Raw genomic sequence first — 26,297 nt, forward strand, 5'->3', positions numbered from 1 at the left:
GGAGTGTCCATACGTTATGATTAAAGCGTTATATACAAGTATTACAGGAATGAATGCAACACAAAATGCATTAAGTGTAACTTCAAATAATATCGCCAATGCACAAACAGTAGGTTATAAAAAACAAAAAGCAATGTTCGATGATTTACTATATAATAACTCAATTGGTGCAAAAGGTGATGGTAATTACGCAGGAACGAATCCGAAAAGTATCGGTAACGGTGTGAAAATGAGCGGTACAGTTACAGATTATAGTGATGGTACCATTACGCTAACTGGTGGAAAAACACAAGCAGCAATGGAAGGTAATGGTTTCTTCGTAGTAGGTGATTCAAAAGGCGGTAATATGGAATTTACTCGAAAAGGTACATTCGGCATATCTTCAGATTACTATATTACGAATACAGAAGGCCAATACGTATTTGCATACCCTGCAAATGAAGCAACTGGTGAAGTTGATTTATCTGGTATTCCAGGACCGTTACAAATTCCAATGGGAACTGCAATTGGTGGTATTCGAACATCAAAAGGAGTAGTTGGAGGGAATATTCCAGCTGATGCAAAAGCAATATCACAAGAGATACCTATATATGATAATGCTGGTAACACTTGGACGATGCGTGTGGAGTTTACACAAACGAGTGAACATAATTATTCATATAAAGTACAGATGCGCAATGATTCGAAAAAAGAAGAGTTTAAGGATGTTCAAGGTGCAGGCGGTAATATGACATTTGATGCTGTTGGAAATCCAAGTCCGAAAGAGCAAGCAGCTAATATCCCATTTAATGGCGGTAATGTAAAACTAGACTTAAGTAATTTAACGAATCATCCGACAGATAAAACATTATCAGTAACAGGCGTAGATGGTAGAGCAGCGGCGACTGTTAAAGATTGCTTTATTGCTGATGGTGGATATGTGATGGTAAAATATTCTGATGGAAGTATGAAAGCTGCTGGTCAATTAGCTGTTGCGATGTTCCCGAACGAAGGCGGACTCATGAAAACAGGTAACGGTAACTATACAGCGACGAATACAACTGGTATTTTAGCACTTGGTGCATCTGGTCAAAACGGTGCCGGTAAAATACGTGGTGCTGCACAAGAAGGTGCAAACGTAGATTTATCTGTAGAATTCGTTGACTTAATGTTATACCAACGTGGATTCCAAGGAAATGCGAAAGTAATTAAAGTGTCAGATGAAGTATTAAATGAAGTTGTAAACTTAATTCGATAATATATTATAAAGAAAAATTGTAATGTAGTAGAAAGGGTTTTTCATTCGTATGACAAGACAAGAGCGAATTTTACAATTGCCTTTTTTCGAAAATAAACGTGACCTTGCTGAGCAAGTGTTAAAAATGGAACGAGAAGAGCATGTATATTTACCAGATCAATTTGAAATTAAGCAAGTGCCTCCCTATTCATTTGGTGAAAAACAAGCAATCATTGGCCGTATTCACGAATTTTATTTCGTAAGTGTTGGTAGTGAAGGTGAGTGGAAGTATCAACTGTTTAAAGATGAAATGAAGTGCCGGGAGTTTTTTGTTACGTTGCCGGATATTGCGGATCAGCAGATAGCATTCTGGTTCAATAACATCGAGTTACTGAAAAGATCTTAAAAAATTCTTAAAAGCTCTTTTTTAGGTTTTGAGAGAGGGCCTGGCGATGTGTGGTGGCGGTTAGTGCCTAATAGAATCTCGACCGGTGTGTAAGGACAGAGGTATGGAAAGTTACTAGGGCAGTTTGAGAAGTTGTAAGCGAAGTGTAGTTGCAAAAATAGATTTATGAAAGGTTACTGGGATGGTTAATCGTTTTATGGCAAACCAGTGCCTTTTGGATCGTTTGTGGCGATAGATTTCTATAAAAGGAGAGGTGAGGAGGATGGCGCAGAATAAGTATCGCGTTACATTCATTTCGCCGAGTGAGGTTGAGCAGCGGACTGTAATGTCGGCGAGTAGTTTGCCGAATTTAATTCGTAAAGTAGAGAGCATTATTGCAGATCCGAACGGTTATTTTGTAAATGATAAAAAAAATAATTGCTATTTTAAAGTGATGAAACAAAATGTTACATTCATTCAATATGAGTTGCTATTTTCAGATAAAGAGATTCATATTGAAAAATTAAAACATATAGCACCGGCAGTATTAAAACAATTATTTGCAAAAATAAATGATCCGGAACTATATGCGCTCGCACTGCTGGATGTTGATATAGCAACGAAAGAATATGTGCTAGAAGTAATGAATGCAGAGTTAAGAATAAGAGTAGAAACAGAGCTTTCGAAAAAATGGGAAGCGATGCCGACAGAAATTGTAGGAGCGCAAGAAGTGTTATTAGAAGCACTTGCTTCGTTTATACAAGAGTAATCGCCTTTTCAAATAAAGAAATGAATTGTTCGACTATCTATATTTTTTATATAGGTAGTTGACTTTTTCGTTTTAATAAAGCTTAATAATTAGATATACGGAAATAATGAAAGGGGAGCGACACCTTTATGTCACAAGCACAAAGTATTTTATTAGAAAGCGGAACAAATGAATTAGAGATCGTTACATATACTGTTGGTGAAAACCTATTTAGTATTAACGTAATGAAAGTACGTGAAATCATTAATCCATTCCCTGTTACAACTGTGCCAGAATCTCATCATGCAGTTGAAGGTGTTGTTCAAGTACGCGGTGAAATTTTACCAGTTATTAACTTAGCGACAGCTCTTAATTTAAAATCGACAAAGCCACTTGATCAAACGAAATTTATCATTTCAGAATTAAACCAAATGAAAGTTATTTTCCGCGTGGATGAAGTGCATCGTATTCAACGTATTTCTTGGGAGCAAATTGATGAACCAGCTTCATTATCTATGGGACTAGAAGAAACGACATCTGGTATTGTAAAACTAGATGGAAAAATCATCTTACTATTAGATTACGAGAAAATTGTATGTGAAATTAGCGGTACTGGTTATGATAATAAATCACTTTCAAAATTAGAACAAAAAACAGATCGCGGTGAAAAAGTTATTTATATTGCGGAAGATTCAGCGATGCTTCGTCAAATATTAGAAGAAACATTATCATCAGCTGGATATACGAAAATGAACTTCTTTAGCAATGGTGCAGAAGCGTTAGCACAAATTGAAAAGCTAGCGAAAGAGCAAGGTGAAAAAATGTTTGAACATATTCACTTGCTCATTACGGATATTGAAATGCCGAAAATGGATGGACACCATTTAACGAAAGTAATTAAAGATAGTGAAATAATGAATCGTTTACCAGTCGTTATTTTCTCTTCTTTAATTACAAATGAATTATTCCATAAAGGTGAAGCTGTGGGAGCAAATGCGCAAGTAAGTAAGCCGGATATTCAAGAGTTAATTGGTTTAGTAGATAAGTTAGTGTTGTAAAAGAGATTTAAAAGCTTTTTTAGCTGGAATAGAAGCTCTAGCCATATATGGTGGCGGTCAGTGCCTAATAGAGCCCCATACGATGTGAGACCAGAGATATGGAGCTAGTTTTTTAGCTAAAAGGAAGAAGTGGGACATCGAGAGTGGTAGTTGGTGTACAATTTTATTCTGTTTAGCTGGAATAGAGGATCTAGCCATGTGAGGTGGCGGTCAGTACCTAATAGAGTCCCATGCCGTGTTCAGAACAGAGATGTCGAGCAGGCTTTAGGGGGAATGGAAGAAGTGGATCGCCGAGAGCTTTTTAGAAGAGTTGGTGAACAATTTTCCAGGAATATGAAACTAACTATGTGTGGGAGCGGTCAGTGCTTAATAGAGCCCCGTGTGATGTGAGGTGTTAATTGAAGATTTGTAGATTCTACTTATAACTCTATTCTTTTAGTGGAGAGAAGGGAACTAACCGTGTGTACTATTGGTTAGTTCCTTTTTATTGTTTTATACTCTGTATAGGTCGAAAGATGGAACGTTTTTGGAGTGTTTGTGGTTGTATGTATGAAAAATCTTCATTTGAAGATTTTTGATTTAAAAATATAAAAATATATCTTTGGATTTTTTTAGTAATTTTTCGTGATAACGCAAATTTTTTCGGTGAAATTACATTCTAAATACCATATAATATAATTAAAAGTGATTCATATGCAATTATGCATATGAATGAAAAAATCTTTTTCTATTTCTATACTTTCTATACATTTTTGTATGTTTATTATTTGACAGATAATTTCGAAATGTTATAATATGGATATGTAAAATTTTCTATTTTCTGAATGGACATGGGAGTCTGATGAGAATTGTGAAAGGATGAGGGGGAGTGGCACAGATTATGTATCACCACACAGCAATTAATGTATTAAGTCTCTTACAAAACATGTCAAATAATAAAATGAACGATATGCAACTAGAAGTGGAATTTAAAAAAATAGAAAAACAATTCCAAGTAAAGTATGAAGAACTAGTTGATTTATATAATAGAATGGTATTATTTCAAATAGATATAGAAAAACATGGCGGAATACGAGCATATGAAAAATCAACGATCACATGGCTCAAGTCTGAACTAGAGTTACTGTATGAAGTGTATCAATTTTGCCAACGTCACGGTTTAAACATTATTAATATTTCAAAGTATGTTAGTAAAAACGAACTAAATCTATTCCCGAAAACAGAAAGTCAGTTACAAAATACGTATTACAAATTAAAAAAACGTGAAATACCGTTTGAAAATATTGAAAAACAAAAACCTGGACGCAAGCGAAAATATACACCTGTAAAAGAAACAATCGTTGAAATGAAAAAAGAAAACAATCAAGTATTAAAAGAAGAAATCCAGCATAAAGAGAGTGAAAAAAGCCTCGTAACAGTTATATCTGGTATCGTTGATAACTTTGAAACAATTAGTCAACATAGTGAAAGAAAAGAAGATGAATTACGCCAGTTTATGGAGGGTATTTATAAGCTTTCTAACATGGCTGCAGGGCATTTTAAAGAAGAGTCTAATAGGAGTAGTCTAGAAAGCGAACTGCGAACGCTACAATTGGAAAACGAAAGGTTAAAACGAGAAAAAGAAGAACTCGTGCAAGATGTGAAAGATATGACGCAACATTTAATTAGTTTTATTAAAAGTTCGGATGTCAATCAAATTCGTAAATTACCAACCTTCGTACAAGAATGCAAAATAGAATTAAATAAGCTAGGTTTATATAATCCACAAGACGGAAAAATGAAAATAAGGATCGACCGTAGAGGACAAGTTATGACAGTAGCACCATAGAAGTATTGGGTACAAAATAAAAGGGAAATACATAGTGTATATGTATTTCCCTTTTGCTTTTGTATGGAATCGTTTCAAAGAGTGGAATGACAATTATGATTGCAGTAATTTAGAAACCATTTGCGGAATTTGATTTGCCTGTGAAACCATACTAAGTGCAACTTCAGTTAACAATTTAAACTTTAAAAAGTCACTCATCTCTTGCGCCATATCCGCATCCTCAATTCGGGAAGCGGCATCTGTTAACGCTGTACTTTGACTATTTAAATTTTCGATATTAAATTGCAGTCGGTTGATCATAGCCCCGAGATCAGCACGGTGAAGTGATACATTTTGTAAAGCTTCTTCAATTTTACGAATCGCCGCTCTTGCTTCTTGTTCTGTTGAAATGTTGATGTCATGTTGTGTAGGAGAAGGGGGAATATGTTTCGTTACATTTACTGTATGACCAATATCATCTAACGTAACAGTCCGATTTTGACCGTCGAAAACGGATAAATCATTAAACTCAGTTGTCTCATCAATATAGCCAATTTGTTCTGTTAAAGATTGAAACTCTTTATTTAGTGAATCACGGTTTTTACTGGAATTTGTACCATTTGCAGATTGAACAGCTACATCACGCATACGCTGTAAAACATTCGTCACAGTTTGAAGGGCAGCTTCCGCTGTACGCAACATCGATATAGCATCCTCATTATTACGAATCGCCACGCGCATACCACTCGCTCTCGCATGCATACGAGTCACAATCGCAACATTTGCAGGATTATTAGAAGCATGATTCAACTTCTTACCAGTCGCCAAATGCTCCATCGCAACATTCATACGTTTTTCATTCTCGTATAGTGATTGCCTAGCATTCATACTCAAAACATTCGTACCAATACGCATAATAGACACTCCTTATAGATTGATATAGTCGGTATCTCTTAATCTAATAAACAGCTATAAACAGAAAAAGAGACGTATGCTTATCTTCTAGTTGTGTTTTAACATGAAAGGGGGATAAAGATAGGCACTGACCGCTTCTACGCCACGCGGATGCTCTCTTCCATCAAAAAAAGGAAGGTTTTACAAAAAATAAACCTCTCCGCAAGCAGAGAGGTTTATTCATGAAACTAACTCAAATGGCTTATTGTAATAATTTAGAAACCATTTGTGGAGTTTGGTTTGCTTGAGAAAGCATGCTGATACCAGCTTCGTTCAAGATTTTGAACTTAGTCATTTCAGACATTTCTTTCGCCATGTCAGCGTCTTCGATTTGAGAAGCAGAAGCAGCCATAGCAGAAGATTGACTCTTAAGGTTGTTTACGTTAAAGTCTAAACGGTTTAATGTAGCACCTAGAGTTGCACGGTTATCGGCAACAGTTTTAAGAGCAGCATCGATTTGTTTAACTGCATCTAGTGGCATTGCATTTGCAGGATTAAGAGCTTCTTTAGCATTTTCGTAAGTTTTAACTAAACCTTTTGCAGTATCGTCTTTTTCTAAAGCCTTAGTTGCATTTTCAAGTTCGGCTTTTTTATCTGCATCATTCGGAGCTAATTCTGCAGCGGCTTTAGCAACTAAATATGCATTTGCAGTATTATTTTGTGTTGCAGCCTGTTTAGCATCATCCATAGTCTTAACTAATTCTTTAGCAGCAGGACTTTCGTCGAAAGCAGCTTTTGCTTTGTCAAAGTCAGAGATAGCTTTATTAGCGGCATCATCAAGAGCACCGAGTTTAGAATCATAAGTTGTAACGATGTCTTTTATTGCTTGATCAGCACCATCATGAGCAGTTTTAGCTTCAAAATAAGTTTTTGCGACTGTATTAGCGTCCATTAGAGCTTTTGTATCAGCAACGTCTTTCTTTAAATCATCATTAGTATCGTCTTTAGCAAGAGCTGCTAAAGCATCTGTATAATTAGAAACTAATGCTTTTACTTCAGGTTTAGCATCATCAAAAGCAGTTTTAGCTTCAACGTAACCTTTAGCAATAGCATTGCCATCAAGAGCTTTTTTAGCATCAATGAATTCATTCGCAGCTACATTTTTTGCTAATGCTTCTTTAGCGTCAACATAATTTTTAGCTTCAGTACTTCCAACAGCACCAACTGTTAAGTCTTTGATTCCTAATGCTTCAAGAGTAGCAGATTTTAAATCGATACCGATTTGTTTAGTAGAATCATGTGAATCAAGAGTTTGAATGTTAATAGTTTGGTTACCGTTTAATAGGTTTTTGTCATTGAATTGTGTGTTGTCTGCAATGTAAGTGATTTGCTCTTTTAATGCAGCAAATTCTTTTTGAAGAGCAACTTGGTTTTTGTCAGTGTTCGTACCGTTCGCAGATTGGTTGGCGATGTCACGCATACGAAGTAAGATGTTAGATACTGAGTTCATTGCTGAGTCAGCTGTACGGATTAAAGACATACCGTTTTGCGTGTTGTCAGCAGCTACGCTTAATCCGCTTTCACGTGCACGCATACGAGTTGCGATTGCAAGACCTGCTGCATCGTCAGAAGCGTTGTTGATACGTTTACCGCTTGATAAACGGTCCATAGCGTTACTCATTTTAGCTTGGTTTTGGCGCATGTACTCTTGCGTACGCATGCTATTAATGTTTGTATTAATTCTCATGTAAAGAACCCCCATTTTTTTATATTGAGTTTTCTGCAAATTGAAAAACGGTAATATGCAAAAAAAACAATTTCGAATTTATTGTAAGCCTTGCTATAATGGGTGTCAACTGAAAATTTGAATTAATAAATATAAAAAAATAACAGTTTAACAATTTAGCCGTTTTTTTATTACAATATAATTGCAAAGGATTATTGCAAACTTTACGAAAAAACTCTAATATTAGATTATCTTTGTTTACCGAAAAGGTGATATTATGGTAGTTGGAAATATAGTAAAAGAAGTACTTGCATATAAAAAAGGACAGTTTCAGCAAAAGTTAAGTAGTCCGCAGGCGTTCGTTAGTAGTAGGTTTCAAGAGAAGTTGCAAAGCGAGCCTATGAAGGAAACGAAGGCTACTACGCAGCCGGCAAAAGTAGAGGATATGAGTCAGCCGGTACAATCTACGAAAATAGAAACGCTCGTTAATAAAGGTGATTCTAGTAAAGTAGAGGAAGCGAGTAAGCCGGAAGAAAAGTCTGAAACGAAGAAAGTCGATGAAGTGCAAGTTGCGCAAAAAGAGTTTGAACGACGTTTCCCGGAAACGAAAAATGAGGCTGTTGATACGTGGGGATTAACGAAGAAGTATAATATTCAAAAAATACGTTCTTCAAATGAAGGGAAGTATGAGGATATTATAGATAGAGTAAGTCGTACATACGGAATTCCGAAAACGTTAATTCAAAAAATGATTGAAGTAGAGTCTGATTTTAATCCGAAAACGGTGTCGCATGCAGGGGCGATGGGCCTTATGCAGCTTATGCCGGCGAATGTAAAAGAGATGGGTATAAAAAATCCATTTTCACCAGCTGAAAGTATTGAAGGCGGCGTGAAAGAGTTAAGCGGTTATTTAAAGAAAAATAACGGTGACTTAGTATTGGCGCTCGCTTCTTATAATGCTGGCCCTGGTAATGTGAGAAAGTACGGAGGCGTACCTCCATTTAAAGAAACGCAAGGATATATTAAAAAAATATTAAATATCGACGTTTCAAAATAAGAGATTTCATTATATAGAGAGAACATGAAATTTTCGTGAACATGATATGGGAGTTGGCTAGATTTGAAATTACAAGATGATATTCCGTTAACAATTTATTTTGAAATCGGAAATACGAAAAAGAAAATTGAAGATCTGCTTCATATTACGAAAGGTACATTGTATCGTCTTGAAAATTCAACGAAAAATACGGTGCGTCTTATGCTTGAGAATGAAGAGATTGGAACCGGAAAGATTTTGACGAAGAATGGAAAAATGTACGTTGAAATCGTTGAATTGAAAAGGTAGGGAAGGGGATTTTCATGAGTGGCGATAAATTAAGCCAAGAGCAAATTGATGCCCTGCTGAAGGCGGTAAATGAAGGCGAGGAAATGCCAGCTTTCGCACAAGAAGCAGGGAAGCAAGATAAATTTCAAGAGTATGATTTTAATAGACCAGAGAAGTTCGGTGTTGAACATTTACGTAGCTTGCAAGCGATTGCTTCTACGTTTGGTAAACAGACGTCACAGACGTTATCTGCGCGTATGCGTATTCCGATTGACTTAGAGCCTTCGACAGTGGAGCAAGTTCCATTTACGAGTGAGTATGTGGAGAAAATGCCGAAAGATTACTATTTATATTGCGTCATTGATCTCGGACTTCCAGAGCTTGGAGAAATTGTTATTGAAATTGATTTAGCATTTGTTATTTACATTCATGAGTGCTGGCTTGGCGGGGATAGTAAGCGTAATTTTACGATGCGTAGACCACTGACGGCATTCGAGTTTTTAACGCTTGATAATATTTTTGCGCTTCTATGCAAAAATTTAGAGCAATCATTTGAAAGCGTTGTGGCGATTAAACCGACATTTGTAACGACAGAGACAGATCCGAATGCACTTAAGATTACGACAGCGAGTGATATTATTTCATTACTGAACGTAAATATGAAAACGGATTTTTGGAATACGACAGTTCGTATTGGGATTCCGTTCTTATCTGTTGAAGAAATTATGGATAAGTTAACGTCTGAAAATATTGTCGAACATTCTTCGGATAAGCGTAAAAAGTATACGTCTGAAGTAGAAGTGAAAGTAAATCAAGTGTATAAACCAGTTCATGTTGCGATTGGTGAGCAGAAGATGACGATGGGCGAGATTGAACAAATTGAAGAAGGCGATATTATTCCGCTTCATACGAAAGTTTCGGATGAGTTGCTTGGTTTTGTAGATGGAAAACATAAATTTAATTGTTTTATTGGAAAAGATGGAACGCGTAAGGCGCTCCTATTTAAAAGTTTTGTAGAGTAGGAGGATCCATATGAAGCATGAAGTATCTCCTGTGTCATTAATGGGATTAGAAGAATTTGCAGGGAAGCGAAATGAAGCAAGTAAAGCACATATTGATACCGTTTCAGATATTTCGATTGAACTTGGTGTAAAGCTTGGGAAAACATCTATTACGCTCGGTGATGTGAAACAGTTAAAAGTGGGCGATGTTCTGGAAGTAGAGAAAAACTTAGGACATAAAGTAGATGTATATTTAAGTAATATGAAAGTCGGCATTGGGGAAGCGATCGTAATGGACGAGAAGTTCGGTATTATCATTTCTGAAATTGAAGCTGACAAGAAGCAAGCTGCGCTTATGAAAGCGCAAAGTCAAATGCAAGATAAAGAGTAGAGGAGGAGTCATATGTCGTATATGACGACCTTATTTCAAGTCGTTTTACTGTTTGGTGCGCTCGGCTACGGTGCATATTATATGACGAAAAAGACGCGCAAACAGCAGTTTTTTAAACAAGGTGAAAATGGCCACATTCAGGTGAAAGACGGCGTTTATTTAAATCATCAAACGAGCGCCTTTTTATTTGAAGTAGACGGCAAGCAGGTGTTCACTGTTATTAGTAATAACGGTGTACAGTCTGTGCAATTAACAGGAACAGGAAATCAGTTTCAACAAGCGCTAGAAGACGCGGTGAAGAGTGAAACGAAAAAAGTAGAGGATCCATCATGAGAATAAAGAAACAGTTATCATTATTAGCCGTTATTTTCGTATTTTCTATCGTTTTTTCAATTATTTTTGTAAATCCAGCGTATGCAGCCCAAAACGGTTTTATTAATTTCGAAAATGGAAAAGAGTTTACGAGTAATTCAAGTGTACAGCTATTTGCGCTCGTTACCCTTTTATCATTATCTTCATCTATCGTTCTATTATTTACACATTTTACTTATTTTATGATCGTTCTTGGGATTACACGTCAAGGACTTGGGGTAATGAATTTACCACCGAACCAAGTACTTGTTGGACTTGCATTGTTTTTATCACTCTTTACGATGCAGCCTGTTCTTGGACAGCTAAAGAGCGATGTGTGGGATCCGATGACGAAAGAGAAAATAACGGTAAGCCAAGCTGCGGAAACGACAGCGCCGATTATGAAAGAGTATATGTCAAAGCATACGTATAAGCATGATTTAAAAATGATGCTGAAAGTACGCGGAGAAGAGTTGCCGAAAGATTTAAAAGATCTTTCACTATTTACGCTCGTCCCATCCTTTACGTTAACGCAAATTCAAAAAGGATTATTAACGGGGATGTTCATTTATTTAGCGTTTGTATTTATAGATTTGATTATTAGTACACTGTTAATGTACCTCGGGATGCTGATGGTACCGCCGATGATTTTAAGTTTACCATTTAAAATACTCGTTTTCGTATATTTAGGTGGATATACAAAAATCGTCGACATTATGTTTAAAACGGTCGCCTGAAGCGTTTGATGCTATGTGATAGGAGTCATATAAATGAATACGTCACCAATTATAGATATTTTTCAAACCTTTTTTTATAAAGGGGTTATGATTTTAATGCCGGTTGCCGGTGTTAGTATGATTGTCGTTATTATCATCGCTGTCATTATGGCGATGATGCAAATTCAAGAACAAACGCTGACGTTTTTACCGAAAATGGCGAGTATTGTACTCGTTATTATCATTTTAGGTCCGTGGATGTTTCAAGAGTTAACGACGCTTATTTTAGATTTATTTGATAAAATTCCATCGCTATTGCGTTCGTACTAAGATAGGGGAACTGAAATGAATATGGAATTATGGGCGGCGACGTTTTTTGCGTTTTGCCGCATTACTTCATTTTTATATTTTTTACCGTTTTTCTCAGGGCGATCCATTCCAGCTATGGCGAAGGTTACATTTGGACTTGCTCTTTCCATTACTGTTGCCGATCAAGTGGATGTCTCTCACATAAAGACAACTTGGGACGTAGCAGCTTATGCAGGAACGCAAATTGTAATTGGATTATCACTTTCAAAAATTGTAGAAATGCTGTGGAACATTCCAAAAATGGCCGGGCATATTTTAGACTTTGATATCGGTTTATCACAAGCAAGTTTGTTTGATGTAAATGCAGGTTCACAGTCTACTTTACTATCAACCATTTTTGATATATTTTTTCTTATTATTTTTATTTCACTTGGCGGCATTAATTATTTCGTTGCCACGATTTTAAAGTCGTTTCAATATACAGAGGCGATTTCAAAATTGCTGACGACTAGTTTTTTAGATAGTCTACTCGCAACGTTATTATTTGCGATCACATCAGCGGTTGAAATTGCTCTTCCGCTCATGGGAAGTTTGTTCATCATTAACTTTGTTTTAATTTTAATCGCAAAAAACGCTCCGCAATTAAACGTTTTTATGAATGCGTATGTTATTAAAATTACGTGTGGTATTTTGTTTATTGCGATGAGTGTACCGATGCTCGGTTATGTGTTTAAAAATATGACGGATGTATTGCTTGAGGAATATACGAAACTATTTAACTTTTTCTTAACGAAGTAGGGGGACGCTCATGGCAAAGGATAATAAAACAGAAAAGGCCACCCCGCAGAAGCGTAAAAAATCGCGTGAAGAAGGGAATATTGCCCGGAGTAAAGATTTAAATAATTTATTTTCCATTCTTGTATTAGCAGTTGTCGTTTACTTTTTTGGAGATTGGCTAGGGTTTGAGATTGCCAATTCTGTATCGGTGCTGTTTGATCAAATTGGAAAAAATACAGATTCAACCGAGTATTTTTATATGATGGGGATTTTACTACTAAAAGTATCAGCTCCGATATTAATACTCGTATACGCTTTTCATTTATTCAACTATATGATTCAAGTCGGTTTCTTATTTTCTTCTAAAGTCATTAAGCCGAAAGCGTCACGTATTAACCCAAAAAATTATTTTACGAGATTGTTTAGTCGTAAAAGTTTAGTAGATATTTTGAAATCACTGTTTTATATGGGATTAATCGGTTACGTTGCTTACGTTCTCTTTAAAAAGAATTTAGAGAAAATCGTGAGTATGATTGGATTTAATTGGACTGCGTCACTTACTGAAATTATAAGACAAATTAAATTTATCTTTTTAGCTATTTTAATTATATTAATTGTTCTTTCTATTATTGATTTCATTTATCAAAAGTGGGAGTACGAACAAGATATTAAGATGAAAAAAGAAGAAGTAAAACAAGAGCATAAAGATAATGAAGGGGACCCGCAAGTAAAGGGAAAACGAAAAAACTTTATGCATGCCATATTGCAAGGAACAATTGCGAAGAAGATGGATGGCGCAACGTTTATTGTAAACAATCCGACTCATATTTCGGTCGTACTCAGGTACAATAAACACGTTGATGCAGCACCAATTGTCGTTGCAAAAGGGGAAGATGAACTCGCATTATATATACGAACACTTGCCCGTGAACAAGAAATACCAATGGTGGAAAACCGTCCGCTTGCTCGTTCTTTATATTATCAAGTCGAGGAAGATATGGCGATTCCAGAAGATTTATACGTAGCTGTAATTGAAGTTATGCGCTATTTAATTCAAACGAATGAACTTGAAGTATAATAGCGCGTTTGGAGGAGATCTCTTTGTTTAAGATAGATTCTGCAAGAACCTATTTTTCTATCTTTTTAGCAGCGTCATTCGTAGTGGCGCTCTTAATTCCACTTCCACCATTTATACTTGATATCATTATCGTTTTTCTACTAAGTATGTCAGTGCTTATTTATATGCGAGCGACAAGTATTAACGAGTGGGATGAATTAAAGTCATTTCCGACGATGTTGTTATTAATCGGGATTTTCCGCGTATCGATTAACGTATCGACGACGCGAGCGATTTTGACAAACGGAAATGCGGGTCATGTTATTGAAGAGTTCGGTCAGTTCGTAATTGGCGGGAACTTATTAATTGGTATCGTTATTTTTACAGTATTAATTATATTCCAGTTTATCGTTGCAAACGGTGCATCTCGTACAGCTGAAGTTGCAGCTCGTTTTACACTTGATTCTTTACCAGGGAAACAAATGTCGATCGATGCTGATTTAAACCAGCGTATTATTACAGAAAAAGATGCACAAGCAAAACGAAAAAAATTAAATATGGAAACAGAGTTTTACGGGGCGATGGATGGTGCCGGGAAGTTCATTAAAGGGGACGTTATTTTCGGCATTGTCATTTTATTCGTAAACATTATTTTTGGCTTAATTGTCGGAATGATGCAGCAAGGAATGAGCTTTGGTGAAGCAGCTCTTCATTACACACAGTTAACTGTCGGTGACGGAATTGTAAACCAAATCGGTTCGTTAATGCTTGCGATTTCAACAGGTATTATCGTAACGCGTGTATTTGACGGTTCACCAGATACAGTAACGGAAGGTATCTTTAAAGAGTTATTAGCGCATGAAGTCGTTGTATATGCGCTTGGCGGTTTATTTATCGCAATGGGTATTTTTACTCCGCTACCATTTCTACCATTCGCACTCGTTGGTGGAACAATTATCTTCTTAGGAATTCGAAATAAAAACCGAATGAAGAAAGAAAAAGAAGATGAGCTTCAAAAAGAATTAGAAATGATTCAAGGCGAAGATGAGCAACTGCAACAAGTGGAAGATTCATTTGGCGTATTTACAGATAAATATCCAATTATTGTAGAACTCGGCTTAGATTTAGCAGCACTTGTAAAGCAGAAAATTAACGGGGAAACAGCTCGTGATAAAGTTGTTCTTATGAGGAAATCAATTATTACCGACCTTGGTATTAACGTTCCTGGAATTAACTTTAAAGATAATACGAGTTTTAGACCACGTGGACGTTACATTATTCGTATTAAAGGTGCGAAGGCAGCTGAAGGTGTTTTAAAATCAGGTTACTTATTAGCACTGAAAACACCGAACGTAATGGCCGATTTAGATGCAGAACCAGCGAAAGATCCAATTTTTGGCGAGGATGGATATTGGATTTTAGAGCATATGGTACAAGATGCACAAATGAAAGGCTATCAAGTATTAGAGCCACTTAGCATATTAATTACGCATTTAGATGTTGTCGTTAGACGTAATCTTCATGAGTTAATTCAGCGTCAACATGTAAAAGACTTAATTAATTCGCTTGAAAATGATAACAGCGTTTTATTAGAAGAGATTAAGAAGAAAGAAATTGACTTATCACTCGTTCAAAATGTTATTAAACAACTACTAAAAGAAGGTATTTCTATTCGTGATTTACCAACCATTATTGAAGGTATTATTGACGGAAAAGAAATTTATCAAAATCATGTTGACGGTGTAACATCATTCGTTCGTGAATGTATTTCAAAAGTTATTTGTGAAAATGCGAAAAATCCTGACGGTAAAATATATGCGGCGCTCTTCTCAGATACAATTGAGTTAGACGCAGACGTTGTGAACAATTCTTATCAAGGTTATTTATTAAACTGGGATTTAGATTTAGAAACGCGAGTCGTTGAGCAAGTACAACGCGTATTGAAACAAGCGAGGTTAATGGGAAGAGAACCAGTATTATTAACGCGTAGAAAAGATTTCAGATTTGCGATTGTAAGACTTCTTGAGCGCTATCAAGTAGAAGCGCAAGTACTTTGTATTAGCGAATTAGCACCAGAAATTGTTGTAGATCAAATTGCCTATATTGAATAGTAGGGGGTGAAGTAATGGGAAGTACAGAAAAGAAAGAAGCGTTAATGCGAATAAAAGCAGCTTCGAAAAATGAATTGTATCGAAAGTTATTTGACCAATATGGTACAGATTATTATTATGTTGTCGATGAAAGTGTAAAACGAAATATCCCGTTTTTTTGGAAAAAGAATTATGAAATGTTAGTTGCTTTTCCAGAGGATAAACAGGAAGAAGTGAAAGAAGGTACAGCTGAATTTCATGAACAATTAATGGATGTTGTGAATGTTCCTTCAGAACAAATTGTGAAGGCGAACGGAATTCAATCGGTACTGCACAATTTAGAAAACGTGACGACTCCTATGTCGTACGCGGCAATGCAAACAGGAAATAGTGAAGAATGGGCAAGAAAGAAAGAGAAACTATTAAAGCTGTTTGAAAAAGGTATCGTCGTTGTGAAACAGACGGAAGAAACGAAAGTAACGAAAAAGCAAAAAGCTGTGAAAAAAGTCGTTTCTGTCAAGAAAGAAGAAGTGGTTGAAAAAAAAGAAAAGCAAGAATCTGTACCATTTATTATTCAAAAAGTAATTCGCATGCTAGAACAAAACGATGTAGAACAATATTTCATTCATGCATATGCTGAAAAGCTAAAAGTGAAGTTTGAGAATGCAACGATGATTACAGAAGAAGAAGTAATCGAATATATATTGGAAGATATGAGATCTCATTTCAACACAGAAAACGTATTTGAAAAAGAAGTACAAACAATTGCATTAATCGGTCCAACTGGTGTTGGAAAAACGACGACACTTGCGAAAATGGCATGGCAATTTCACGGTATGAAAAAAACGGTTGGTTTTATTACGACAGACCATTCTCGCATTGGAACAGTGCAGCAATTGCAAGATTACGTAAAGACAATTGGATTTGAAGTAATCGCTGTGCGTGATGAAGCTGCAATGACAAGAGCGCTTACGTATTTTAAAGAAGAAGCGCGCGTCGATTATATTTTAATTGATACAGCTGGGAAAAATTATCGTGCGTCAGAAACTGTGGAAGAAATGATTGAAACGATGGGACAAGTAGAGCCAGATTATATTTGTTTAACGTTATCAGCTTCGATGAAAAGTAAAGACATGATCGAAATCATTACGAACTTTAAAGATATTCATATTGATGGTATCGTGTTTACGAAATTTGATGAAACAGCAAGTAGTGGTGAATTGTTGAAAATTCCAGCAGTATCATCAGCTCCTATTGTATTAATGACAGACGGACAAGACGTGAAGAAAAACATACATATCGCTACAGCGGAACATTTAGCGAAACAAATGTTACAAACATCATAGAAAAGAGGTGAAGGATAAGGCGATTGCCTTATTCAAACGAGTATGAACGGTCTTTATATAGGTTCTATGGGTATGATGAATTACATGCAGCGCATTAATGTTCATTCGAATAACGTTGCAAATGCCCAAACAACAGGATTTAAAGCAGAAAATATGACTTCTAAAGTATTTGATGTACAAGACACATATCGCCGCGGTGACGGAGCTGTAACAAATATCGGTTCGGTCGATTACGCTGTAGTACCAGCCGCAACGCATGTGAATTTAGTACAAGGAAATATACAAATGACAAATAGTGCTACAGATTTCTTTTTAGATGACGGTGCAAACGGTACAACATCATTTTTCGTTACATCTAAAAACGATGAAACGTTTTTAACGAGAGATGGTAGTTTTACAATAAATAGTGATCGTTACTTGCAAACATCTTCAGGTGCTTATGTTATGGATGTTAATAATGAACGTATTAAAATTCCGGAAAATGTTAACTTCTTCGTATCTAATAATGGAGAAATTTATAGAGAAGTGAACGATGGAACTTTGCAAAAACCAGATATTAAGAGAATAGTAATAGCACAGTTGCAAACCAAAACAGTAGATGCAGAAGCGAATTCTCGTCTAATGCAAAGAGAAAACAAAAGCTTTACACTAGCAGAAGGAAACATTGCTGATTTACCGAACGGAACAGGATTAGTGAAAAATCATATGCTAGAAAATTCAAATGTAGATATGACGAAAGAGATGGCAGATCTTATGACGGATCAAAGAATGATTTCAGCATCACAACGCGTTATGACTTCGTTTGATAAAATTTATGAAAAAGAAGCGAATGAAATATTGAGATAGGGACTTCCGTTAGCGGAAGTCTTTTTTATTTAAATTTCAGAATTCTCAATTGACTTTGCAGGTCTGTTTTTTTATATTAGTAGGTATACTAATAACTACTAATGTGCATACATCGTTTTGAAATGAGAGTTATATAGATTGTGAGGGGTACTGATGGATGAAATTATAAAAGAATTACAAAAGTTAGGTTTTTCCCAGTACGAATGTAAAGCGTATATTGGACTACTAAAACATTCCCCAGTAACTGGGTATGAAGTGAGTAAACAAACAGGAGTACCTCGTTCTATGATTTACGAGGTACTCGGTAAGTTAATGGATAAAGGAGCGGTACATATTGTACCTTCTGAACCAGTTAAATATGTACCAGTACCAGCTACTGAATTAATGAATCGAATGCGAAAAGACTTTGAAAAGTCCTTTGAATTTTTAGATGAGAAATTAAATAGTTTAGAACAAGAGCGACAAATAGATGTAATTTCGCATATTCGCTCAAATGATCGGGTTTTGAAGGAAATATGCAATATAATTAATAGAGCGAAGGAAGAGTTATGGATTTCTGTATGGGAAGATCAAGTGCATGAAATTGAGCCATACATTCATCAAAAGGAAGAGGAAGGTGTACATATATTTTCAATCTTATTTGGCGCTCCTGATACAAAAATAGGCGCGACGTTTCACCATAATTATATGACGCCTCACGTTGTTGAAAAGAGAATGGGTGGTCATTTAACTGTAATCGCGCGTGACGGGGAAGAAGTATTAATTGCGAACTTCTCAAATGATAGCACTTCATGGGCTGTTACAACGTATGACCCAGCTCTAGTTCTCGTTGCTACAGAGTATGTGCGACACGATATTATGGTTGAAGAAATTACGAAGGAATTTGGAGCTGATAAGTTAGATACGTTGTGGCGTGAAAATATAGATTTAGTTCATGTCGTAACAGGAAAACGAACTTTAGAAGAAATGGAGGATGATAGAGATGAGTAAAGCTGAGGCTCATGTAGCTTTGCAGAGCGATGATACATTTCAGCAAGGAGTAAAAGATTGTTTACCAACTGTATTTGGTTATTTAAGCATCGGTATAGCAGCTGGTGTAATTGCAAAAACAGCTGGTTTCTCCATTATTGAAATTGCGTTTATGTCCACTTTAATTTATGCAGGTTCTGCCCAATTTATATTAGCAGGTATGTATGCAGCTGGTGCCCCTGCTTCCGCAATTATTTTTACCGTATTTTTTGTTAATTTGCGCCACCTTCTTATGAGTGCTGCACTTGCGCCGTACTTTACGAAACTGCCTCTATTTAAAAACTTACTAATCGGTTCGCAAATTACAGATGAAACGTTCGGCGTTGCAGTACAGCATGCAGCGCAAAAAGGATATTTAGGCGAAAGATGGATGATTGGGCTAAATGTAACGGCTTATTTAAACTGGATTCTTGCTACTATTATCGGCGGGCTATTTGGTGAATGGATACCAGATCCGCATACGTACGGTATGGATTATGCATTACCAGCGATGTTTATCGGATTATTTGTACTTCAGCTCATAAGTAGTAAACCGAAACTGGCAATTCACCTTACTGTTGCAATTGTAGCGATTATAATTGCGTACGTTTCACACTTATTTATGCCAGATAGTATAGCGGTTATTATCGCAACATTACTAGCTGCGACGATTGGAGTGGTGATTGAAAAATGGAAATGAGATTAGACGTATTATTACTTTTATTAGCAGCAGGAGCTGTCACACTCGTGCCACGTATTTTACCTCTACTCGTATTTAGCAAACTACAAATTCCAGACTGGGGTTTAAAATGGTTAAATTACATACCAATCGCGATATTAGCAGCACTTTTAGCGCAAGTTTTATTTATGCATGACACGATGCAGTGGGATTACTTGATTGCAGCAATTCCAACATTTCTTGTAGCGATATATACTCGTAGTTTATTAGGTACAGTATTAACTGGTGTGATTGTGATTATTTTGTTACGTTTCTTTTTCTAAAAAGGATTACGCTCATATAATAGCGAAAAGTGTAATAACATGAAAAATATAGGGGTGGTGTTATGATACTTTTAACGATAGGAGCAATTTTGTTAACGTTGTTTATTTTCTTTATTATCGGCTTTATTACGTTTATGATGTTTGTTGATAAGGCGACACCTCAAATATATTATACACCTTGTGAATCAGTGACAGTGAAAGCTAAAGGTAAACATAAAAGGAAGAAAAGTTGAATGCTGGCTTTTCTTCCTTTTATTTTATCTGATTTTTCTGTATAATTTAAGTTAGTTATCCAACTAACTTAAAAGGGGGGCATAGAAATGGCAAAACCGAATGTTGTTAATAAAGAGAAGTTACTACAAGCAGCAAAAGAAATTATTGCAGAGCATGGGATGGAAAAGTTGACATTAAAAGCAGTTGCAGAGAGTGCTCAAGTTACACAAGGTACCGTATATTATCATTTTAAAACGAAAGATCAATTATTACTGGAAGTAACTGAATCGTTTTGTAAAGCGTCGTGGGAACAAATAGGAAAGGATGTACAGTTAGAAAAGGCTTTACAGTCGGCCGAAAGTAGATGTGTGAAAGATTCAATGTATCATCATTTGTTTTTTCAATTAGTAGCTAGTGGATTACAAAATGATGCGATGAAAAATAAAATTGGTGGATTGTTACATTATGAAAACCAACAACTAACAAGAGTGTTAAATAAAAAAATAGGAGATACAACGACATCTCAAATTTCAACTGAAACGTGGAGCATTTTATGTAATGCATTAATTGATGGATTGGCATTGCAAGCCTTATTCAATCCATCTTTTTCTACAGACAAAGTATATGGTGATTTATATATGCTCTTGGAAAAGTTTACAGTGCTACAAAAGGGAGGTAATGTCAGTGAATAATAGACTTTGGCTCACTATTTTATTTTCTATCGGCATTTGGCTTTTTGCCTCAGCGTTCTTCATTATTTTCGGTTCTTCTGTTTTATTAGAATACACTTCAAATAGATTTTTTCTACAAATGGCGTTGCTTGAATTAGGGACAGCTATAGCTTTATATTTTGTAATGTGGTTATATCAAAAACTGGATACCTCGAAATATGCAGTTATTAAGTTAGGTATATGTGGCACAGCGATTGGTTTAACTTTAGATTCTTACATCTTGTATCATTCTTCTAATATATTCTCACAATTAACCTCACAGCAAATCATGTCATTTACCATTTGGATGGTAATTGCTTACGCTCTTTATTTAATAATTCCTTTCGTTATGGAACGAAAAAGACTGTTATAAAGAGGATTTTTATCCTCCTTATAACAGTCACATCCCCGAAAGAACTAACAACAATAAACCAAATAAAAAACTAATAAAGGAAAGAAAACCGATACATATCGAGAACACACGATTGTTTCTCCATTCGCGCCAAAAAGTGATAAAACCTAAAATACAAAGGAAAAACCAAATGGGCAGGAATAGGAACCCGTTAATTTTCTCAGGGAATAACGTATAAAAAGATGTTAAATATAAAATCCAATTTGTAAAAAATAAAATGCAAACGATAATAGATTGTAAGTAGGGGCCTTTGGAAAACGCTCCCTTTTTTACGGTTACTAAAATAATAGTTAACACGGAGAAAAAGGCAATGAATAGGAAAATAAGTAAGAGTAATGTAAGTGTCATTTACATCTCCTTTATAAGAGTGTTTTTTACAAGAAATGACTCTATTAAATTATATGCTTGATTTGTAGAGTGCCCGTTATATTTTTCAGTGTACGGATTTAGAAAACCATGTTCACCAGGTAGTTGCTGTATTTCTAATAAAGGGTTCTTTTGTTGCTGCAACGATTGAATGAAAGAGGGTACTGAAAAACTAGCTTCTTTTTCAGGGAAAATAAGTAAGGTAGCACATGATGGTTTCATATGAATATAGTCACGTATACGAGAACCGTAACATCCGATAATAAAATCTATTTTCGGATTGTTACTACATAGCCATGAGATGGTAGCACCAACACTAAAGCCGATAAGTCCAATATGTGTGTAACGACTAGAAAGATGAGTAATGAATGTTTCAATTTGCTTTTTTCCATCTTCAAATCCAATATGATTCATAAAAAAATGATATGCTTTTTCTTCATCACTATAAGGAAATGCATGTTGCGATTGTAGCAGATTAGGACAAAATACATCTATATGAGATGAAGTGAAGTGGTCGGTAACGTGATGCATATGGTCGTTCACACCATATATCTCATGAACAACAACGAGAGCTAATTTTTTCTTCATCGTTATAAAGTACCTCTATGAAATTTAAATTCTTTCTCAACAAGGCAGATACGAAGGTGGAAGTTTTCATACCATTGCTCACGGCCCCTTTCTTTCGCTTCTTTATGTAAGGCATTCTGTTTCCAATTTTCAATCGCCTCAAGTGATTCCCAATAAGAAATTGTGATTCCGAGCCCTGAATGATTTCGTGCACTTTCTACACCTAGAAATCCAGGTTGCTGCTTTGCAAGTTCCTCCATTTTGTCAGAAGTGGCATTATAGTCTGTTGTATCATTTGATAAATTAGAAGTGAATATAACTGCATAATAATGACTTGTTTTTTGTAAATTATTTTTCATATAGATTCCCCCTTTTCATCTAGTTTAGCATGTAATAAATAGAAAAGAAGTTATGGCTTCTTATTAATATTTCGTTTTTTTTTATTGTCACTTGAATGAAGTAAGATGGTTTCTATATTGATATTCGAAATTTTTTATCTCTGAATATAAATATCTTTATATATAAATGTTTAAAATAGGAAAAAATCACATATTTTGTTAACAAAATATGTGATTTATATTAGAATAATACATATAAAGTATATATATATAATATGTTAGTAAAATTTATTGAAGGAGGTGACCTCTTTGCACAGTAGGATAAAAGAAAATAAAAAAGTATTAAATGCATTTGTAGTTGTTATGAGTTTACTCTTTCTATTATCCCAATTACAGTTTTTAAGTCCGATTGATACGGCAACGGCAGCAGTTACAGATGAAGAAGGGTTTGACACACCAACTTATCAATCCATTCATAAAGGTGATATGTATTCTACTGGTAATGTCAATTTAGGTATTAAAGCCACTGAAGCTCAAAAGAAAACGGCGTTGTATTCTGATATAACGAATACTGCGTATACAGCACCGAATGGCTATACCCGTGAACTCATTGATGTAGATGATGACCCAACAACTACAAATTCATCTAAGGCATATATTCCTGTTCCAGAAGATGCTGAAATTGAATGGGCTGGATTATATTGGAGTTCAACACGTTATGAATTAACGCAGCAACAGTATGTAGCACCAGTTAAGTTCACGACTCCGGCGGGGAAGAGCTTTCAAGTAAAACCAAGTAATACGTATTACGGAAGTGGCTTGCTTTATGGTTTCGGTATTGATGGTACTTATTATTCTAACTATGCAGATGTTACAAAGCTTTTACAGTCCTCTAATTCAAAAGGAGGAAGCTATACTTTAGCAAATATTCCTTATCCAAATACAAAGCTTGCGTATAATTATGGATATTATTCTTTTGCCGGATGGTACATGCTAGTGATCACGAAAGATAAGTCAAAAACAAGAAAAGCATTTACTGTTTATGATGGTGGATTGAAAAGAGCTACTGGATCTGGTGAAAAAGAATTCACTGTGAAAAACTTTCTTGCTTCAAAAACTGGAGATTTAGATCCAAAAGTTTCTGTTTTTGCTGTCCAAGGTGATAGATATTGGAAAGGTGATAAACTCTTTGTTCATACAGATAATACTTGGAAGGAAGTTACTGATAAGCTGAATCCAACAGGTAATATATTCAATTCCACTATTTCTGAATATGAGGAACATATGCGAGATAAGTATCCAGGTACATTTAATCCAGATTATAAAAATAATTTGGGAGTTGATGCAGATTTAATCAAGTTACCAGCAGGATATATTAAACCAGAGCAAAAAGAAATACGCCTAAAAGCTGCGACAGCTGGTGATGACTACGTATTAAACACATTAGCTTTTGCAGTAAATGCAACAGCGCCAGAGCTTGTCATCGATAAGGAAGTAGTAGATGCAAAAGAAAAGTATGAGCCAGGTGATGAGGTTACATATCGTTTACGGGTGAAAAACATTGAACCGAATTCGAGTTCTGTTGATACAAAAATTGAAGATGTTTTAGATTCGCGTCTAGAATTTGTACCAAATTCGGCGAAAATCATTTCTGGTCCGAATGCTGGAAATGAAACAGAACAAGTTGACTATGATGCAAAGACAAGAAAGTTAACAATAAGAATTGGTGAAGGAGCAATTGCTACAAAAGGTGGAATCTATACGGATAAAACACCTGAGACAACAATTGAATTTAAAGCAAAATTAGAGGGAGAAAAGGTAGAAACAGAAGTCCCTAATATCGCTGTCGTTCAAGGGGTTGATGAGTTAACAGGAAGTCAGGTTGAAGCTAACGATTCTAATAAAGTAGTAGTTAAAGTATTACCCGAACGAGAAGAGAAGCCTGGGAAGTTAGTAGCTACTAAACTAGCTAAAGATATAAATGGTGGTACACTGAAAGTTGGCGACAAACTAGAATATACAATTCATACTAAAAATAGTGTGCCAGATTCTATCTTAAAGGCAGTTAAAATTACGGATAACCTTCCTGAAGGAGTAGAGTATGTTCCGAACACGTTAAAGATAAACGGAAAGGAACAAACGGATGTTGAAGATGAAGATTATGCACATATAAAAGATGGAACGATTTATGCTCATTTCGGCGATCTTAAAGGTGAGCAAGAGAAAGCAATCACGTTTGAAGTTGTTGTAAAGCCGGAGATGGCAAATAAGAAAATAAAAAATATAGCAATAGTTGAGACTGATAGTTCGAAAGATAAGGAGAAACCAGAAGTTGAAACGCCGGTTGATCCGTTGTCTGGACAACTAGAATCGAAGAAAGAGATTATTGGTATAAAGCAAGAAAAATTTCATGTCAATGATGAATTTGAGTATCAAATTAAAGCTCGAAATAAGGTGGAAAATGGGCTTATTAAAGATATGCGTCTAATAGATAAACTTCCTGAAGGTATAGAATATATAGCTGGTAGTATGAAATTGAATGGGAATCTATTGACAGATGCAGTTGACGAAGATGAAGGATCGTATGAGGATAATACGGTTAAAGTAAACTTTGGCGACGTACTTGATACAGAAGAACGAACAGTAACTTTTAAAGTGAAAGTTACGCAAGATGCATTAAAAACGAAGGAAATTGAGAACATAGCAGTTGTTGAGGGAAAAACACCAGATAATGAAGATTTACCTCCACAAAAACCGAATGTAAAAACGAATGTGGAAGCAAAGGAACCTAAAGTAAGAAAGATGGTTTCGGATGCAGATGAAAAAGAAGTGGAAAAAGCGACATTACAAAGTATAGATGAAGAGTTTACATGGCATGTAAACTATAATTTTGGTAATGACGTTATGAACCTTGAAAAAGTAGTATTGCAGGATGACTTAGAGGATATTTTAACTATCTTACAAGTAAAACTTGTAAACAGCGATGGAGAAGAAATAGAAGTTATACCGCAAATTGATAAACAATTAAAGAAAGTAAGTATTGAGTTACCGAAGCAGGACGGAAATTATACTTATCTTGCGAATCAATCGTATACAATGCATATTAAGTCAAGACTAAGCGCTAATGTGAATGCAGACACACAAACGAAATACAATGCGAATGATGGTATTCCAAATAAAGCGGAATTACTGTTTGATCAGAAAAAATTTGTGTCAAATGAAGTATTCATAGTACCACCAATATTAGGGAAGTTTGAAATTGAAAAAGTAGATGCGAACGATGAAAATCTCAAATTGGAAGGCGCAGTATTTGATGTGATTAGTAAAGATGGAACCATAGTATGTAAATTAACAACCAATAAAGATGGTTTGGCAACTTCTATTCCATTAATGGTTGGCAAATATACATTAAAAGAAGTACAAGCACCAAATGGATATATGTTAATGAGAGAACCAGTAGAAATTGAAGTGAAATCTGGAATGGATTCACAAAAAATAAGAGTAGTAAATAAAAAGAGTGAATTTGTTATTCCAGAGACTGGTGGAATAGGGACAATTATTTATTATGTAATTGGTGGAATATTGATGTTTGTTACATTGTTCCTCTTTGTTAGAAAGAGAAATAATGAGAGATAGAAA

29 protein-coding genes are annotated in these 26,297 nt (G+C 35.5%); 24 read left to right on the plus strand and 5 right to left on the minus strand.

Annotated features, from left to right (window positions below):
- The first annotated feature begins 16 nt into the window (after positions 1–16).
- The 5 genes from NLJ82_RS08535 (at position 17) to NLJ82_RS08555 (ending at position 5,235) form a co-directional block, all read left to right on the plus strand.
- Positions 17–1,237 (plus strand): flagellar hook protein FlgE, encoded by a 1,221-nt coding sequence (locus tag NLJ82_RS08535; RefSeq protein ID WP_000588326.1) that lies wholly within the window; start codon positions 17–19, stop codon positions 1,235–1,237.
- Positions 1,238–1,286: 49 nt separating this feature from the next.
- Positions 1,287–1,622 (plus strand): DUF3964 family protein, encoded by a 336-nt coding sequence (locus tag NLJ82_RS08540; RefSeq protein ID WP_000198164.1) that lies wholly within the window; start codon positions 1,287–1,289, stop codon positions 1,620–1,622.
- Between the two features lie 262 nt (positions 1,623–1,884).
- Entirely contained in the window at positions 1,885–2,370 is a 486-nt protein-coding gene (locus NLJ82_RS08545; protein ID WP_000068328.1) for a hypothetical protein, read from the plus strand.
- Between the two features lie 128 nt (positions 2,371–2,498).
- Complete coding sequence (locus NLJ82_RS08550; protein WP_000075953.1) at positions 2,499–3,407, plus strand: chemotaxis protein; 909 nt, start codon at positions 2,499–2,501, stop codon at positions 3,405–3,407.
- An 880-nt stretch (positions 3,408–4,287) separates the two neighbouring features.
- Positions 4,288–5,235: a DNA-binding domain-containing protein gene (locus tag NLJ82_RS08555; protein WP_000274731.1), complete on the plus strand. Its 948-nt coding sequence runs from the start codon at positions 4,288–4,290 to the stop codon at positions 5,233–5,235.
- A gap of 93 nt (positions 5,236–5,328) precedes the next feature.
- Here NLJ82_RS08555 and NLJ82_RS08560 read toward each other — a convergent pair whose 3' ends face one another.
- Positions 5,329–6,129: a flagellin N-terminal helical domain-containing protein gene (locus NLJ82_RS08560; protein WP_001219707.1), complete on the minus strand. Its 801-nt coding sequence runs from the start codon at positions 6,127–6,129 to the stop codon at positions 5,329–5,331.
- A 241-nt stretch (positions 6,130–6,370) separates the two neighbouring features.
- On the minus strand, positions 6,371–7,855 hold the full coding sequence (locus NLJ82_RS08565) for a flagellin N-terminal helical domain-containing protein (protein WP_001222363.1): 1,485 nt from the start codon (positions 7,853–7,855) through the stop codon (positions 6,371–6,373).
- A 256-nt stretch (positions 7,856–8,111) separates the two neighbouring features.
- Here NLJ82_RS08565 and NLJ82_RS08570 point away from each other — a divergent pair, with 256 nt between their 5' ends.
- From NLJ82_RS08570 to NLJ82_RS08655, 18 genes are all read left to right on the plus strand, one after another.
- The gene (locus NLJ82_RS08570; protein ID WP_000260229.1) at positions 8,112–8,891 is read left to right on the plus strand and encodes a lytic transglycosylase domain-containing protein; all 780 of its coding nucleotides are present in this window, start codon (positions 8,112–8,114) and stop codon (positions 8,889–8,891) included.
- A 63-nt stretch (positions 8,892–8,954) separates the two neighbouring features.
- Entirely contained in the window at positions 8,955–9,179 is a 225-nt protein-coding gene (locus NLJ82_RS08575) for a flagellar motor switch protein FliN (RefSeq protein ID WP_000775712.1), read from the plus strand.
- Positions 9,180–9,193: 14 nt separating this feature from the next.
- Complete coding sequence (gene fliM / locus NLJ82_RS08580) at positions 9,194–10,180, plus strand: flagellar motor switch protein FliM (RefSeq protein ID WP_000012187.1); 987 nt, start codon at positions 9,194–9,196, stop codon at positions 10,178–10,180.
- A gap of 10 nt (positions 10,181–10,190) precedes the next feature.
- Complete coding sequence (gene fliN, locus NLJ82_RS08585) at positions 10,191–10,550, plus strand: flagellar motor switch protein FliN (protein ID WP_000680025.1); 360 nt, start codon at positions 10,191–10,193, stop codon at positions 10,548–10,550.
- 12 nt (positions 10,551–10,562) lie between these two features.
- Positions 10,563–10,883, plus strand: a complete 321-nt coding sequence (locus NLJ82_RS08590; protein WP_000121176.1) for a hypothetical protein — start codon at positions 10,563–10,565, stop codon at positions 10,881–10,883.
- Positions 10,880–11,638 carry an EscR/YscR/HrcR family type III secretion system export apparatus protein gene (locus tag NLJ82_RS08595; protein WP_001220584.1) on the plus strand — a complete coding sequence of 253 codons (759 nt, stop codon included), beginning with the start codon at positions 10,880–10,882 and terminating at the stop codon, positions 11,636–11,638. Before NLJ82_RS08590 ends, NLJ82_RS08595 begins: the two co-directional genes overlap by 4 nt.
- Before the next feature lie 33 nt (positions 11,639–11,671).
- Entirely contained in the window at positions 11,672–11,947 is a 276-nt protein-coding gene (locus NLJ82_RS08600; RefSeq protein ID WP_001098085.1) for a flagellar biosynthetic protein FliQ, read from the plus strand.
- A 15-nt stretch (positions 11,948–11,962) separates the two neighbouring features.
- Positions 11,963–12,724, plus strand: a complete 762-nt coding sequence (locus NLJ82_RS08605; protein ID WP_001055694.1) for a flagellar biosynthetic protein FliR — start codon at positions 11,963–11,965, stop codon at positions 12,722–12,724.
- A gap of 10 nt (positions 12,725–12,734) precedes the next feature.
- Positions 12,735–13,781 (plus strand): flagellar type III secretion system protein FlhB, encoded by a 1,047-nt coding sequence (flhB, locus tag NLJ82_RS08610; protein WP_001030105.1) that lies wholly within the window; start codon positions 12,735–12,737, stop codon positions 13,779–13,781.
- 23 nt (positions 13,782–13,804) lie between these two features.
- The gene (gene flhA, locus NLJ82_RS08615) at positions 13,805–15,871 is read left to right on the plus strand and encodes a flagellar biosynthesis protein FlhA (RefSeq protein ID WP_000472552.1); all 2,067 of its coding nucleotides are present in this window, start codon (positions 13,805–13,807) and stop codon (positions 15,869–15,871) included.
- Positions 15,872–15,885: 14 nt separating this feature from the next.
- Positions 15,886–17,196 (plus strand): flagellar biosynthesis GTPase FlhF, encoded by a 1,311-nt coding sequence (flhF, locus tag NLJ82_RS08620; RefSeq protein ID WP_000535881.1) that lies wholly within the window; start codon positions 15,886–15,888, stop codon positions 17,194–17,196.
- Between the two features lie 42 nt (positions 17,197–17,238).
- The gene (locus NLJ82_RS08625; RefSeq protein ID WP_001013944.1) at positions 17,239–18,042 is read left to right on the plus strand and encodes a flagellar basal-body rod protein FlgG; all 804 of its coding nucleotides are present in this window, start codon (positions 17,239–17,241) and stop codon (positions 18,040–18,042) included.
- 153 nt (positions 18,043–18,195) lie between these two features.
- Entirely contained in the window at positions 18,196–19,032 is an 837-nt protein-coding gene (locus tag NLJ82_RS08630; protein WP_000343375.1) for a TrmB family transcriptional regulator, read from the plus strand.
- A complete protein-coding gene (locus tag NLJ82_RS08635) occupies positions 19,025–19,750 on the plus strand; it encodes an AzlC family ABC transporter permease (RefSeq protein ID WP_000029966.1) in 726 nt (241 codons plus the stop codon). Before NLJ82_RS08630 ends, NLJ82_RS08635 begins: the two co-directional genes overlap by 8 nt.
- Positions 19,741–20,052, plus strand: coding sequence for an AzlD domain-containing protein (locus NLJ82_RS08640; RefSeq protein WP_000425940.1), 312 nt, complete (start codon positions 19,741–19,743; stop codon positions 20,050–20,052). The genes NLJ82_RS08635 and NLJ82_RS08640 overlap by 10 nt, the downstream gene beginning before the upstream one ends.
- Before the next feature lie 62 nt (positions 20,053–20,114).
- On the plus strand, positions 20,115–20,285 hold the full coding sequence (locus NLJ82_RS08645; protein WP_000602230.1) for a DUF3951 domain-containing protein: 171 nt from the start codon (positions 20,115–20,117) through the stop codon (positions 20,283–20,285).
- Positions 20,286–20,372: 87 nt separating this feature from the next.
- Complete coding sequence (locus tag NLJ82_RS08650) at positions 20,373–20,957, plus strand: TetR/AcrR family transcriptional regulator (RefSeq protein WP_001118325.1); 585 nt, start codon at positions 20,373–20,375, stop codon at positions 20,955–20,957.
- The gene (locus NLJ82_RS08655) at positions 20,950–21,348 is read left to right on the plus strand and encodes a DUF5367 family protein (protein ID WP_001065260.1); all 399 of its coding nucleotides are present in this window, start codon (positions 20,950–20,952) and stop codon (positions 21,346–21,348) included. The genes NLJ82_RS08650 and NLJ82_RS08655 overlap by 8 nt, the downstream gene beginning before the upstream one ends.
- Before the next feature lie 27 nt (positions 21,349–21,375).
- Here NLJ82_RS08655 and NLJ82_RS08660 read toward each other — a convergent pair whose 3' ends face one another.
- Genes NLJ82_RS08660 through NLJ82_RS08670 form a run of 3 tightly spaced genes read right to left on the minus strand, consistent with a single transcriptional unit; the run spans position 21,376 to position 22,679 of the window.
- Positions 21,376–21,735: a hypothetical protein gene (locus NLJ82_RS08660; RefSeq protein WP_000176489.1), complete on the minus strand. Its 360-nt coding sequence runs from the start codon at positions 21,733–21,735 to the stop codon at positions 21,376–21,378.
- Entirely contained in the window at positions 21,736–22,341 is a 606-nt protein-coding gene (locus tag NLJ82_RS08665; RefSeq protein ID WP_000727631.1) for a dienelactone hydrolase family protein, read from the minus strand.
- Positions 22,342–22,343: 2 nt separating this feature from the next.
- Complete coding sequence (locus tag NLJ82_RS08670) at positions 22,344–22,679, minus strand: antibiotic biosynthesis monooxygenase family protein (protein ID WP_000794575.1); 336 nt, start codon at positions 22,677–22,679, stop codon at positions 22,344–22,346.
- Positions 22,680–22,958: 279 nt separating this feature from the next.
- Between NLJ82_RS08670 and NLJ82_RS08675 the strand changes: the two genes are divergently transcribed.
- On the plus strand, positions 22,959–26,294 hold the full coding sequence (locus NLJ82_RS08675) for an isopeptide-forming domain-containing fimbrial protein (RefSeq protein WP_012644323.1): 3,336 nt from the start codon (positions 22,959–22,961) through the stop codon (positions 26,292–26,294).
- Positions 26,295–26,297 lie beyond the last annotated feature (3 nt).

Source organism: Bacillus paranthracis (genome assembly GCF_024296885.1).
Lineage (GTDB): Bacteria > Bacillota > Bacilli > Bacillales > Bacillaceae_G > Bacillus_A > Bacillus_A paranthracis.